General features: G+C 55.7%; 17 protein-coding genes. 10 read left to right on the top strand and 7 right to left on the bottom strand.

Going from position 1 to position 13,256, the window contains the following annotated elements; translation table 11 throughout:
- Window positions 1–3 precede the first annotated feature (3 nt).
- Window positions 4–1,104, bottom strand: coding sequence for an ABC transporter substrate-binding protein (locus tag BM205_RS04820; RefSeq protein WP_092413105.1), 1,101 nt, complete (start codon window positions 1,102–1,104; stop codon window positions 4–6).
- Between the two features lie 151 nt (window positions 1,105–1,255).
- Window positions 1,256–2,227: a tripartite tricarboxylate transporter substrate binding protein gene (locus BM205_RS04815; protein ID WP_092413104.1), complete on the bottom strand. Its 972-nt coding sequence runs from the start codon at window positions 2,225–2,227 to the stop codon at window positions 1,256–1,258.
- A gap of 214 nt (window positions 2,228–2,441) precedes the next feature.
- On the opposite strand from BM205_RS04815, the gene BM205_RS04810 reads away from it, so the two are divergent.
- From BM205_RS04810 to BM205_RS04780, 7 genes are all read left to right on the top strand, one after another.
- Entirely contained in the window at window positions 2,442–3,125 is a 684-nt protein-coding gene (locus BM205_RS04810) for a response regulator (protein WP_092413102.1), read from the top strand.
- Entirely contained in the window at window positions 3,122–4,645 is a 1,524-nt protein-coding gene (locus tag BM205_RS04805) for a sensor histidine kinase (protein ID WP_092413100.1), read from the top strand. The genes BM205_RS04810 and BM205_RS04805 overlap by 4 nt, the downstream gene beginning before the upstream one ends.
- Before the next feature lie 2 nt (window positions 4,646–4,647).
- Window positions 4,648–4,959 carry a metal-sensitive transcriptional regulator gene (locus BM205_RS04800; protein WP_092413098.1) on the top strand — a complete coding sequence of 104 codons (312 nt, stop codon included), beginning with the start codon at window positions 4,648–4,650 and terminating at the stop codon, window positions 4,957–4,959.
- 110 nt (window positions 4,960–5,069) lie between these two features.
- Entirely contained in the window at window positions 5,070–5,612 is a 543-nt protein-coding gene (gene pilV, locus BM205_RS04795; protein ID WP_092413096.1) for a type IV pilus modification protein PilV, read from the top strand.
- Window positions 5,609–6,127, top strand: coding sequence for a pilus assembly PilX family protein (locus BM205_RS04790; protein WP_092413094.1), 519 nt, complete (start codon window positions 5,609–5,611; stop codon window positions 6,125–6,127). Before pilV ends, BM205_RS04790 begins: the two co-directional genes overlap by 4 nt.
- Window positions 6,128–6,174: 47 nt before the next feature.
- Window positions 6,175–8,022 carry a pilus assembly protein gene (locus BM205_RS04785; protein WP_175511161.1) on the top strand — a complete coding sequence of 616 codons (1,848 nt, stop codon included), beginning with the start codon at window positions 6,175–6,177 and terminating at the stop codon, window positions 8,020–8,022.
- An 11-nt stretch (window positions 8,023–8,033) separates the two neighbouring features.
- Window positions 8,034–8,456, top strand: a complete 423-nt coding sequence (locus BM205_RS04780; protein WP_092413090.1) for a type IV pilin protein — start codon at window positions 8,034–8,036, stop codon at window positions 8,454–8,456.
- 62 nt (window positions 8,457–8,518) lie between these two features.
- Here BM205_RS04780 and BM205_RS04775 read toward each other — a convergent pair whose 3' ends face one another.
- Window positions 8,519–8,833, bottom strand: a complete 315-nt coding sequence (locus tag BM205_RS04775) for a hypothetical protein (protein WP_092413088.1) — start codon at window positions 8,831–8,833, stop codon at window positions 8,519–8,521.
- 259 nt (window positions 8,834–9,092) lie between these two features.
- Between BM205_RS04775 and BM205_RS04770 the strand changes: the two genes are divergently transcribed.
- Together BM205_RS04770 and BM205_RS24695 are read left to right on the top strand one after the other, a co-directional pair.
- The gene (locus tag BM205_RS04770) at window positions 9,093–9,668 is read left to right on the top strand and encodes a TMEM175 family protein (protein ID WP_092413086.1); all 576 of its coding nucleotides are present in this window, start codon (window positions 9,093–9,095) and stop codon (window positions 9,666–9,668) included.
- Window positions 9,669–9,874: 206 nt separating this feature from the next.
- A complete protein-coding gene (locus BM205_RS24695; protein ID WP_092413085.1) occupies window positions 9,875–10,312 on the top strand; it encodes a pilin in 438 nt (145 codons plus the stop codon).
- Window positions 10,313–10,382: 70 nt separating this feature from the next.
- On the opposite strand, the gene BM205_RS24205 is transcribed toward BM205_RS24695, so the two are convergent.
- Together BM205_RS24205 and BM205_RS04755 are read right to left on the bottom strand one after the other, a co-directional pair.
- Window positions 10,383–10,910 (bottom strand): hypothetical protein, encoded by a 528-nt coding sequence (locus BM205_RS24205; protein WP_175511160.1) that lies wholly within the window; start codon window positions 10,908–10,910, stop codon window positions 10,383–10,385.
- Between the two features lie 124 nt (window positions 10,911–11,034).
- Window positions 11,035–11,271 carry a hypothetical protein gene (locus BM205_RS04755; protein ID WP_092413081.1) on the bottom strand — a complete coding sequence of 79 codons (237 nt, stop codon included), beginning with the start codon at window positions 11,269–11,271 and terminating at the stop codon, window positions 11,035–11,037.
- Between the two features lie 101 nt (window positions 11,272–11,372).
- Between BM205_RS04755 and BM205_RS04750 the strand changes: the two genes are divergently transcribed.
- Window positions 11,373–12,440 (top strand): AI-2E family transporter, encoded by a 1,068-nt coding sequence (locus BM205_RS04750; RefSeq protein ID WP_092413079.1) that lies wholly within the window; start codon window positions 11,373–11,375, stop codon window positions 12,438–12,440.
- Between the two features lie 30 nt (window positions 12,441–12,470).
- Here BM205_RS04750 and BM205_RS04745 read toward each other — a convergent pair whose 3' ends face one another.
- Together BM205_RS04745 and BM205_RS04740 are read right to left on the bottom strand one after the other, a co-directional pair.
- The gene (locus BM205_RS04745) at window positions 12,471–12,707 is read right to left on the bottom strand and encodes a hypothetical protein (RefSeq protein ID WP_092413077.1); all 237 of its coding nucleotides are present in this window, start codon (window positions 12,705–12,707) and stop codon (window positions 12,471–12,473) included.
- A 299-nt stretch (window positions 12,708–13,006) separates the two neighbouring features.
- Window positions 13,007–13,225 (bottom strand): dodecin, encoded by a 219-nt coding sequence (locus tag BM205_RS04740; protein ID WP_092413075.1) that lies wholly within the window; start codon window positions 13,223–13,225, stop codon window positions 13,007–13,009.
- Between the last annotated feature and the right edge of the window lie 31 nt (window positions 13,226–13,256).

The raw sequence follows: 13,256 nt of genomic DNA, 5'->3' as shown, positions 1-13,256 counted from the left end.
TATTTATTTTTTCCCTGCAGCGGCTTTCCATTGCTTCAGGAATGCCAGGCGCTTGGTCTGGTCCAGGTAGTGCAGCAGGTCTGGTGTGATCGCGATTGGCTTGAGGGCAGTGCCGAGTTGGGTAGTCAGGCTCGCCAGCGTTGCATGGCCGCTGACATCCGAACGCAATGAATACAACTGGGATTCGTTCGAAATGATGGTCTGGCCACGCTTGGACAGCAGATAGTCGATCCACAGCTTGGCTGCGTTCATGTTCTTTGCAGATTTGTTGATGAACGCCACGCGCGACAGCACCAGGTTGTAATCCTTGGTGAAAGTGACGCCGATCGATGGGTCTTTTGCAGCACGGGCCTGGGCGTAAGAACCGATCACGTTGTAGCCGATCAGGTTCTCGCCGGATGAAATTCTTTCCAGCATGGTGCCAGTCGACGATTGCACTCTGACGCTGACATCGCCGAAGGCTTTTGCCAGATCCCAGAATTGCGGATTGATTTGCGCATCTTCGGTAATGAAGGAAAAGCCGACGCCGGATTTTTCGATATCGTAAGTGGTGACCTTGTTGCGGAACTTGTCGGCCTTGGTGGTCAACAGTTTGGTCAGTTCGGCATGGGTTGACGGCACTTCGTCAGCGCTGACCAGCCGTTTGTTATAGACGATTGCCAGCGGCTCGAAAGTTGTGCCGTAAGCGCTATCCTTGTAATTGGCCCAGGCAGGAATTGCGGCGGCTTCCTGCGATTTGTACACCGCGCCATAACCTTCGCTGACCAGCTTGAATTGCAAATCCATCGCCGATGACCACAACACGTCGGCAGTAGCGCCGCCGGCAGCTGCTTCCGAGATGAAACGGTTGTATACCTCAGTCGAATTCATGTCGTTGAATTCAACTTTAACGCCTGGATAAAGCGCGCTGAAATCCTTGATCAAAGGTTCTGCCGCCTTGGAATCGGTGGCGCTGTAAATCACCAGCTTGCCTTCTTTCCTGGCGCCGTCGACAATTTTTGCATAGTCGGCCGGGTAGCCTGCCGGCGTCTGCGCCGAAGCATTCAGCGTCAAGCTCAGGGACAGAACGGCTAGCGCGCTTGCCAGAGGTTTTTTGATCAGCATGGGTGTAATCTCCTGGTAGATATGGGTACTGCGAACGAGGTAAGTCATTCAAAAGGCGCAGGCGAGCAGAAGCCAGCCACGTGATGGCTGCCATCTGGCATTGCTTACGGGGTTTTGCCGGACCTGCAAGATCTGCAGGTCGAAGCCGGATTTATCTGATCAAGCCAAGCTGGATCGATTGCTGGTGATAGTCATCAACGGTTTTCCTGATATATGCAGTGAGCTTGTCGCCGCTCATCGCGAATGGATACAAGCCATTGCTGGCGCGCAGGCGGTCGAATTCGGGAGTCGCCATCATTTTGTCGAAAGTGCCGACCCAACGTTTGTAGTCGGCATCGCTGACCTGCGGACCTACGTAGACGCCGCGTATGATCGGCCAGCTGACCGGCAAGCCTTGCTCGCGCGCCGTCGGCACATGGGCCAGCGCGCCAGGCAGGCGCTTGTCGGATAACACCACCAGCACGCGGATCTCGCCATCCAGGGAATGCAAGGTGGCCTCTGAGGCATCGCCCGAAACCACTTGCACGTGGCCGGCATGCAAAGCCGTAAATGCCTCGCCGCCGCCTTCCAGCGCGACAAAGCGCAGCGTCTTGGGATCGATCTGATCTTGTTTGGCCAACATGGAAATCTTCAGCCAGTCCTGGCTGCCGACGGTGCCGGCAGCGCCGATGGTGATCTTGCCCGGATTTTTCTTGAGCGCGTCCAGCAACTCGTGCAAGGTCTTATACGGTGAATCGGCGCGCACCGCGATCATGCCGTAATCGACGCCGACCGCCGCTACCCAGCGAACATTGCTGACATCGGCATCGCCATATTTGCCTTGCGCCAGGTTCATCAGGGAGCCGCCGGAAAACACCACCAGCGTATCGGCTTCGGCACGGCGTTGCGTGACGATGGAATTCCAGGCCACAGCACCGATGCCACCCGGTAGGTAACTGATCTTGACGGGAGTATCCTGCTTTGCACCTGCGGCCGGCAGTTGCAGGCCTTTCTGGATCAGCTTGCAAGTCACGGCCATGCCGCCACCCGGTTTTGCCGGGGCGATGCATTGCACCGGCGCTGCGTAAGCGCCTAGCGTGACACATGCACCGAGTGCACCAATCCAGTTGATAACGGAAGTCATTGTCTCCTACCCATTCTGTTGTTGTTTCAGCTGCAATACTAGTGTGTATGCGAGCAAATGCGAAACCAGGGCTTTATTCATTTTTTTACATCATAACGGCCGCAGTCTTTCATTTTCCTTTCACTCAGGTTTTGCCAAGCGCGGTTTTCTGTGTGAGTATTGGCGACCGTTTTTTGAATTTTAGCTACTACTCGCCCATTACTCGCCAATAGCCATGCGGATTTTACTGATTGAAGACCATGTCGAGTTATCGCGCTGGCTGACCAAGGCGCTGCAGGATGCACATTGGTCGGTCGAGTGCGCCATGAACGGCGCCGACGCCGACAGCTTGTTGCATACCCAGCAATATGCCCTGGTGATACTGGACCTGAGCTTGCCGAAAATGGACGGACTGGAAGTATTGAAGCGTCTGCGCGCCCGCGGCAGCAAAACACCGGTACTGATCCTGACCGCGCGTGGCGGCTTGCAAGATCGGGTGCAGGGCCTCAATCTGGGTGCCGACGATTACCTGGCCAAACCGTTCGAGCTGGTCGAGCTGGAGGCGCGCGTTAAAGCGTTGCTGCGCCGTGCGCAAGGCGGCGAGGCGCCAATCTACAATTGCGGCGCGCTGCAGTTCGATACGGTATCGCGCATGTTCAGCTATGGCAATGCGGTACTGGCGCTGACCCCGCGTGAGCATGCGGTGCTGGAGGTGCTGATCAGCCGCACCGGCCGCGTAGTATCCAAGGAAAAATTGTTCGACGAGGTATTTTCGCTGGTCGATGACGCCAATCCCGACGCGATTGAAATCTATATCCATCGGTTGCGCAAGAAACTGCAGCGCACCGATACCGAGGCAGTCGCCATTACCACTTTGCGCGGCCTCGGTTATCTGCTGGAAGTTGTCGCGGAAAAATGACGGCGCCGTTAGCCCATCCTGCCGGCGCTGACCACAAATCCAAGCCGGCTAAATCCTTAGGCAGCTTGCGCAGCCAGCTATTGAGCTGGCTGCTGATTCCCTTGCTGCTGGTGGTGGCGCTGGATGCCTTTTCCGTCTATCGCAACGCGCTCGATGTGGCCGACCTGGCGTATGACCGCGCCCTGCTAGCCTCGACCCGGGCTCTTGCCGAGCGGGTCTCGGTGGTCGATGGCAAGGTGGTCGCCGATGTGCCGTATGTGGCGCTGGACAGCTTCGAAACCGATACCCTGGGACGTATCTATTACAAGGTCACCGGCACTAACGGAGAATTTGTTTCCGGCTATGAGGATTTGCCGGCGTTGCCGCCGGACGTGCCGCGCTCGGAAATCTATCCAGCGCTGGTGCGCTTTTATCATGCCAGTTATCACAACCAGCCAGTCCGCATCGCCGCCCTGTATCAACCGGTGTACGACGATTCGATGCGCGGCATCGCCTTGATCCAGGTTGGTGAAACCATGGATGCGCGCAGCGACCTGACCCGTAAAATTCTCTTCAGCACCATGTGGCGCCAAGGTTTGCTGGTGACGGTGGCGGCTTTGCTGGTGTGGTTTGCGGTGCGTTTCGTATTGCGCCCGCTGATGCAGTTGAAAGCGGCAGTGGAAGCACGCGCCACCACCGATCTGGCCGATTTCGAGGTCAACCAGGTGCACCGGGAAGTGCGGCCGCTGGTGGTCGCCATGAACGGCTATATGGGACGGCTGCAAGCGCTGATTACCGGTCAACGTCGTTTCATCGCCGACGCCTCGCATCAGCTGCGCACGCCGCTCACCGTACTCAAGACGCAAGCCGAACTGGCCCTGCGCGAATTCGACCGCAATCCCGACGACCCCCGCGCCTGGCAAGACCTGCGTGAGATCGTCGCCAGCATTGCCGGCACCACCGACGCTACCGTCCATCTGGCAAATCGGCTGCTGACGCTGGCGCGCGCTGAGCACGGCGCGGCTGAGAGTGGCGTCGAACCGGTGTCGCTGACTGACATTACACGCCAGGTTGGACTGGAGCAGGCGCGCAGTGCGGTCAAAAAGCAAATCGATCTGGCGTTCGACGCCACCGACCAGCTGATCGTCAACGGCAATGCGCTGCTGCTACACGAATTGATCAGTAATTTGCTCGACAATGCGATTCACTACACGCCGGTTGGCGGTAAGATCGTCTTGAGGTTGCGCCGCGATGGCGTGGCTAGCGTGGCGCAGCGTGCCATACTGGAGGTGGAAGACAGCGGCATGGGTATCCCGGAAGAAGATCGGGAGCGCGTGTTTTCTGCCTTCTATCGGGCGCCGTCGGCGCAGCAGCAAAACCCTGGCGGCGCCGGTCTCGGCTTATCGATCGTGCGTGATATCGCTTCGATGCATCAGGCGCAGATTACGCTTTCCGTGGCAGACGACAGCAAGGATCAGGCCCCAGGTCTTAAGGTCACGCTTAGTTTTCCCTTGCCTTTATCGTTGAATCAAGGAGGTTGACATTGAGCGATACCCCTATAAAAATCGTGCATGGCACGGCGCTGACGGATGAGCAGAAAAAGGACTTGCTGCATCGTCTGGCACGGGTCGAAGGCCAGATTCGCGGAGTGCAAAAACTGATTGCCAATGCCGCAGTGCCGGCAGATTGCGATGGCGTCGCCCAGCAACTGGCCGCCGCCCGCAAGGCGCTGGACCGGGCATTCATCACTCTGCTGACCGATGCCATCGTTACCCACACCACTGCTGCAGACGGCCCTGAGCAAGTACAGCAGAGCGCCAGGAATCTGGCCGCTCTGCTGGATAAATTTGCTTGAAGTTTATTAGGTATTGCCTGCCGCGTACTTAGGCGCATAACCTATTCCCTCGTCGACATGCCGTTCCTATAATTCTTTCCAGAAGATGTTGGACTGAAAAGGAGACGGATATGAGCTTGGCCGGCAATCGCGCTACGATGCAATCCGGAATCGGCATGATAGAAGTGCTGGTGGCGATCGTCATCATGGTCTTCGCCATGTTTGCCTTGATCAGCATGCAGATCGTCGCGTTGCGCTATCAGAAGACGGCGCACCTGCGTTCCATGGCAAGCCAGTTCAGCGCCGACCTGGCCGATCGCATGCGCGGCAATATCCGCGGCGCCCATGACGGCGCCTACAATCTGTCGCGGCAGAGATATCCCGCGCTTGGTGATCCTGCGCCATCCTGCCCTGGTCCCGGGAGTTGTACTTCGCAGGAACTGGCGGCAAAAGATATTCATGAGTGGCGTACCGGCCTCGGCAATGCCATGGTCGGCGGCTGGGGCGAGATCGCCGGTTCGGTGGCCGATGGTTTTACGGTCAAGGTATATTTCCTGGATATGCTTGCTGCGGCCGACGGAGCTACTCCAGTTGCGAGAAATTGCCAGCCAACAGCAGCCGATCCGGTGTTGCATCGAGAGGTGTCTTGCTACGCTGCGGTGGTATCGCCATGAAGAATTTTCGTCGGCAATTGCATCCACAGTCTGGCCTGGTCTTGCCGATGGTGTTGATTTTCCTGATGGTCATGATGCTTATCGGTTTCACCGCATTGCGTGCGGCTTTGCTTGAAGCAAAAATGGCCGCCAATGCCGGCAACCGGCAGATGGCATTCCAGGCCGCCGAACACGCCCTGCGTTTTTGCGGAAACCAGCTGCAGCTATCGCCGATTACCATCCCGCAACTCAAGCAAGGGCCGATTCCGGTTGACGGCGCAAATAGCAAACCCTATTGGGAAATCGCAGACAGCTGGAGTAACAGCAATGTCTCGGTGGCCATGCCGCGCATAGGCAGCGAAGGCGCGGCGGCTGCGATGCCAGCGCGTTGCCTGGTTGAGAAATTGCAATTCGACGGCGACCTGCAGTACCAGCAGCACCTCCCGCAACAGCGGCCAGCGTATAGAGTTACCGCGCGCGGGATAGGCGCGAGTACGGCGGCGGTGGTTGTGTTGCAAAGTTATTTGCTTTTGTAGCCTTCGTATCCTTCATAACGTCGTTCCTCATGGAAGTGCTCCCAAGTATGAAAGCTGTCTTTTGCGGCATCTGCGTAGCCATGCTGATGTTTGTTAATGCCCAAGCCGCAAATACGCCGGATGAGCAACCGTTCATCTATACAACCAGCTACGAAGCCACCACATGGCAAGGTCATGTCAAAGCCTATCCGATCGGTATGAACGGCGTTTCCGAAACGGCGCAATGGGATGCCGCCGATCTGATTCCGCCGTGGCAGGCGCGGCGTATCCTGACTGCCGGCGAAGGCACCGTTGCTCGAACGCTGCCATTTGAATGGCCGCATATGGACGACGTGAAAAAATCCATATTGTCCTCGGAGGATGTCCTGCAATACCTGAGAGGTAACGACGCGCTGGAAATAGGACATGGCGTCGGCCGGTTCCGGGATCGTGAAGGCAAGCTGGGCGACATCATCAATTCGTCACCGCTGTATGTCGGCGTCTCCGATTCGGCTTATCAGCTGCTGCCTGCAACAGAAGGCGGTGGCAGTTACCGGCAGTTTGTCGATAGCAAGAGCCAGCGTCGCGCCATGCTGTACGTTGGCGCCAATGACGGCATGCTGCATGGTTTCGATGCCATCAGCGGCGTCGAAAGAACCGCATTCATTCCACACGCCATCTTTGAGCATTTGCCGTTATTGAGCGACATCGACTATGCACACCGTTTGTTCGTTGATGGCCAGATCACCGCAGGTGACGCCTATCTCGGCAAGAGCGGAAGCGCCGCATGGAAAACCATCCTCCTTGGTTCGACCGGCGCCGCTGCGAAGAGCATGTTTGCGATCGATGTCAGCGATCCGGAGGCGCAGATATCCGCACTCCTTTGGCAAAAGAGCGCGGAAGACGACGGCCAGGGGCTACCCGATGAAGACATGGGTTACTTGCTGGGAGAGGCCTTCGCAATCCGCCTGCGCAACGGTAGCTGGGTCGCGCTGTATGGCAATGGTTATCAGAGCGAGAAACAACGCGCCGTCATGCTTCTGGTCGACCTGGTTAGCGGCAGACTGATAAAAAAGCTGGTGGCCGGCGCCGTTGATTCGGCGATTCCAAATGGCTTGGGGACGCCGGCCCTGGTCTTTAACCAACGGCGTGAAGCAAGTACTGCCTATGCAGGCGACTTGCTAGGCAGTCTTTGGAAATTCGACCTTAGTGCAAGTGAGCCGGAGCGCTGGCAAGTCGCGTTCGACGGTCGTCCCCTGTTTGTGGCTGCCGATAGCGGCGGCAAGATGCAATCCCTGATGCGGCAAGCCTTGCTTGATCATCATCCCCAAGGCGGCGCCATGATCATGTTTGGTGCGGGTAAAACTGAGGACGATGCCAGGAGCAAGTCTCAAACAGCAAGCTTGTACGGCATCTTGGAAAAGCCAGGCGCTGTTCCTGCCACAAGCAGAAGCCAGTTGCAGAAACAAACCCTGACGGAGTCAGATGCCGATACCGGAAAATGGCAATTAACCAGCAACACCGTCAACTGGAGCAGACAAGGCGGCTGGTACATCGACCTGCCCGCTAAAGTTGGCCAGGTAGTCGGGAAATTGCAGATCATCGATGGCGTATTGTGGGCGTTGACCTACTCTTCCAGCACGGAAAAATCGTATCTGATTGCAATCGACTTCACCACAGGCGGCGCCACGGCCGAAGCGGCACTCGATGATTTCCCGCAAGATGTTTCAATGCTGGAAGTAGCTGTTTCAGCCGTAACACCCGCTTTCATCACGTTGCCGGATGGTCGCCGGCAAGTAGCTATAAGAGGCCGCGACGGCGGGCTGCAAGCGCTCGACCTTAATCCGGCCACACGGCGCCCGATAAGAACCTGGCGTCAATTGCCGGTGCCGTTGAATAGTGTTGGCCCGAGCTAGAGACAAAGAGTATGCACAAGCAAAGAGGCTTCACCTTGGTCGAAATCATGATCGTGGTAGCAATCGTCGCTATCCTGAGCAGCATAGCGTTGCCCAGTTATAGCGAGCATGTCAGGCGCAGCCAACGCGTGGCCGCGCGAGCAACCATGCTGGAAGCGGCAAACTGGATGGAGCGACGTTTCTCCGTGCATCACACCTACCTCGGCGGTGATAACCAGCCCCCTGTCCTGCCGGACGACCTGAATCGTTCGCCGCAAACAGGTGCGATCAAGTATGCGATCAGTCTGGTAGACGGGCAAACCCATGCCAGCGCCTATCAATTGCACGCGGTGCCCGCTGTCATGGACAAATGCGGCACATTCACTTTGGACCATACCGGCGCACGTGGACTAATCGGCAATACTGCCTCGTTGGCGGAATGCTGGGGGCGTTAGTCGTAAAAAAAGAAGCCCGCTGGCAGCGGGCTTGGTTCAGTCGAATGCAAGCTTAGTCAAGCTCAATCGTCGTCATGATGGCGACGATGTTCACGCCAGCCTTCCCGACGACGCCATTCTTCACGACGCCACTCGTCGTCACGACGCTCCCGCCATTCGCGATGCTCGCGCCAGCCGGGTTCCACATAGACTGGCTGCGGAGGGTAATACACCGGCGCGGGAACATAGCGCGGTTCGTACTGTACAACCGGCGGGTAATATACCTGTGGCGGCGGCTCGACGTAAATGCCAACGCCGACATCCACACGAGCTGCAGCGCTGCCGCAAGCACCAGCGGCAATGACGCCAAACGCCAGACATGCTAAAAGTTTTTTCATTTTGTATCCTGTTTACCTGCACACCATTCGGCAATTTCGCCGTTTCATAGCTTCAGTGTACGGGTAACAATCAGTAGATGTTGTTCGGAGGGGCAACAAGTGTAACTTTAAGTAAATGAATGTAGCAAAATGAGATTGCAAAATCGTCTTCTCTTTTGTATTTGGCATGCTTATCCATCCAAAATTCGGATTTATGCAACAGAATCTTAGAGAATAGATAATCAGAACCGGGCCTTAGCTGAATTAAAGGAAATCTTGTATGGGAAAGAGCCGGCTGGAAGCATTTAGCGATGGCGTGATCGCCATCATCATCACCATCATGGTGCTTGAAATGAAAGTGCCGCACGAACCTAGCCTGGCCGCGCTGTGGCTGATACTGCCGGTGTTCGTCAGCTACATACTCAGTTTTATCTATACTGGTATCTACTGGAACAACCATCATCACATGTTGCATGCAGTACAAAAGATCAATGGTTCGGTCTTGTGGGCCAATCTGCATCTGCTGTTCTGGCTCTCGCTGATTCCGTTCGCCACCGGCTGGATGGGTGAAAATCATTTTTCCGAAGTGCCGGTGGCGCTGTATGGCGTGGTGCTGCTGATGGCCGGCGTTGCCTACTACATTTTGAGCCGCACGCTGATCAATCTGCATGGAAAGGAATCGGTTCTGGCCCAAGCGGTCGGCAATGACTTCAAGGGTAAGTTATCGGTGATTGCCTACGCGGTTGCGATTCCATTTTCTTTCGTCAATCGGTGGCTGGCGCTCGGGCTGTACGTGCTGGTGGCGATCATGTGGTTAATTCCCGATCGGCGGATTGAGAAAGTAATTGGCAGCTGAGGCGGGCAGTTGCAATCGATCTCCCTGGTGAGCCGAGATCATCGCATTAATTTGACAGCCGAGACTTTGCATTTTTGGCAATAGATGCATAAAATATACCATAGGCAACACAAGCGCCATGTCTTGCACGAACAGTAAGAACAAAATCAGCTTCTGGCTCTCTAATTGGAAGCTTCGCCTGCTCCACTAAATCAAAGGGTGTCAAAATGAAAAATTCACATCGCCTGCCTGTCCGGAGGGATCAAGGTTTCACGTTGATAGAGTTGATGCTGGTTGTTGCGATTATTGGCATTTTGGCAGCGGTTGTCATACCTGCTTATCAAAACCGTCTGAAGAAAGAAAAATTTGCAGAAGTGATTGCGGCGAGCGTTGCGACTAAATCTGCAGTCGAGGCTTGTGTGCAGAAATTGAATGCCACCGCAGGTTGCGACGGCGGCGCCAATGGCATTCCCGCCGATGCTGCCGGAGATCCAGGCGGTCGCGTGGCTACGGTCAGCACCAAGAACGGCGTCATCACAGTTGTTCCACAAGCAAAAGACGGCATTCTTGCCACAGATACCTATGTGTTGACGCCGACCGCCGGCAATCCGGTCCAATGGTCGACTAGCGGTAGCGGCTGTATCGCCACGGTGCTGTGTAAATAACGGAACTCGCCAGCCAATGTGCCTGTCAGAATTTTTATTCTGTGTAGATGTCTTTCTGTGTAGATGTCTGTTAAGCGTTTGGATTCTGTAATGAAAATTGCAGAAATTGCTGCTTCAAGACATTACGCTTTAGGGCATTATTTTCGTAGCTGAAAAGCAAGAGGCAAATATGTACGGCGAGGTTGACTGGAGACATGCGCCGAAAGGCGCGCATTGGTGGGCAATGGATGCAAGCGGGCACGCCCATTGGTTCATGGAGCCGAATCATAAGCTCAGGACACATTTTTGGTACGCCCAGGAAGTCCATGCCCCGACTTTCGCCTATTCCGGCGACTGGCGCGAAAGCCTGACCGAACGGCCGGCCAGCTAGCCATTTCCATATCGGACCGATTCGGGCGGAATGAACGATACACGGATTCAAGCGTCGAACCTGATATCCCTGAAAAGTCTGGAAACCATCATGAAACGCCTTGCTATCTTGTTTGGTTTGGCCGTCCTGCTCAGCGGCTGCGTAGTTGCCCCATACGGTCCGAGAGATGGCGGTTATAGAAATGGCGGCGACCAGCACGAGCACCACGATGACAGAGGTGATGATCATCGCAGGGATGACAACCCGAACCGCTATTAATCACTGATCGCAGGTGGCGGGCAATATTGCCGTCAATCGCGCCGCACGCTGATCGTCGACCCTCGATATCGAGGGTCGACCGATACGAGGCGCGCTACTTCCTTACGCAAATCCTGTACAGGTTTTTTGCCGTCTGGATGATCAAGGCTGCCAGCCACGTCATTTTCAATGTCAGGAAAAGAGCCAGGATTGCAATGCCGATCTTGAGCGTCATGCTGTCGACATGGGCAATGCCAAATTTGCTGCCTCTTAAAATGGCAAACATCATGGGTATGCACAACAGGCACAGGTAGAGGTTCTCGTCGCGGAGCAGCCTGGAGAGGTATTTCATAGATCCCTTTATTAGGCGGAATATGGACTGTACACGTTTCGGTTACCATTGAAAACGGCTGCGGTTGGCCAGGACGCATATCAACTAAAAAAGACACCTCTATGATCCAACGCAAGTCTGGCGAGCCAGAACCTGGCAACAAGAAAATCCAGCAAGCCGCATCGACCGCGCTCTATGCGGTGCTCGTCATACTCGCACTGTGGGTTGTGCGCGATTTCATTCCGGCAGTGGTTTGGGCCGCCGTGATTGCGATAGCGTTGTGGCCCCTGTTGTTGCGCCTGGAACCGCAACGTGGATCGCGGGCCCGCGCAACCATCGTCGCCTTATTGCTCGCAGCCGCAGTCGCATTGTTCGTCGTGCTGCCTTTCGCACTCGTCATTACACAGGCCGCGCATGAGATGCACGACTTCGTAACCTGGTTCAAGCAGGCGGAAGCCAACGGCATCCCGCTGCCTGACCTGGTCAATCACTTGCCTTTCGGGGCGCAGCAGATCGCAAGCTGGTGGCAAGAAAATCTCGCACGTCCGCTACACGATTCGCCGGTAATGAACGGGTTGCATGGTGAAACGGCGGTTGCTTTCGGCCGCCATTTTGGCGCGGTCGCCGCACACGGGCTGATCCTGTTTGGCTTCATGCTGGTCACGCTCTTCGTCATTTTCCTGGCTGGTCCGCGCATGAGCGAAAACCTGGTCAAGGCAACCCGCCGCGCCTTTGGCGCCGAGGGAGCGCTGATCGCAAGCCAGATGACGGCGGCCGTGCGCGGCACCGTCGCCGGCCTGGTGGTGGTCGGTATCGGCGAAGGTGCGCTGCTGGGTATCGCCTACGCGATATCCGGTGTACCGCATGCGACGCTACTCGGCCTGCTGACGGCAATTGCTGCCATGCTGCCGTTTTGCGCGCCAATCATTTTCTGCGGAGCCGCCCTGTGGCTTTTCGTACAAGGGGCAACCGTCGGCGCCGTCAGCGTCCTCGTATTCGGCTTTGTTGTTGTGCTGATCGCCGAACATCTGGTGCGGCCATTGCTGATCGGCAGCTCGACGCGCCTGCCATTCCTGCTGGTCCTGTTCGGTATCCTCGGCGGCGCACAGACGTTCGGACTGCTGGGCCTCTTCATTGGCCCTGCACTGATGACGGTGCTGATGGTGTTGTGGCGGGATTGGGTGAGGTAAGCCGGCGCAGGCCGGTAATCGAAAATCGCGTTATTTCAGCAGGAGCGGCCTGGACTGACGTTTTGCTCTATTGGCCAGCCAGGCAGCCACCAGCAGAATTTTCAGGGCAAGCAAAAGACCCACTGCCACAACGCCAAGCTTTAGCGTCGCGCCAATAACGTAGGCAATCCCGAGGGTGATACCTTTTATCACGGCAAATATCGCGAGCAGACCCAGCAACCCTGCGTAGAGGGGATTTTCGCGGAGAAAGGTGGAGAAATGTTTCATATGCGGTTTCATATGCGCCTCGGTTCGACGTTATCAGCGTTATCGACGCTATAGGCAATGTACACCTTTGATTTGTCGTTGAAAATAATTTCCGCGAGTGTGCGAACCGGGAATATTGTCATCTTGTTATTTTTTTCGACGCATTTTCAAGAGACAAAAAAAAAGCCCGCCAGCCTTGCGGCAGCGGGCTAAATCCAAAACTTAGGGAGATTTGGAGGAGACCAGGACAATATTGTGCCCCCCGTCCAATTTTCAAGACCTATTAAGTTATTTACTATTTATATGTGGCAATCGCCGGGTCAGGGTGCGCCATCCAAAAGTCTGAAGCCTACTTTGAGCGTGACCTGAAAGTGAGCGACCTTGCCATCCGCTACATGCCCCCGGGTTCCAATGACTTCAAACCAGTCAATGTGTTTTACCGTAAGTGCGGCCTTGGAAATCGCGTTCTGGATGGCGTCGTCAGTGCCAATCGTGGACGATCCGACGAGTTCGACTATCTTGTAAGTATGTGCGGACATACGAATCTCCTTTGTGAATTGCTGTTTTAAG

It is taken from the genome of Collimonas sp. OK307 (assembly GCF_900113705.1).
Taxonomy (GTDB): domain Bacteria; phylum Pseudomonadota; class Gammaproteobacteria; order Burkholderiales; family Burkholderiaceae_D; genus Collimonas.
The sequence above is the reverse complement of the archived record's forward strand: the minus strand, read 5'-3'. Positions and strand labels throughout refer to the sequence as shown.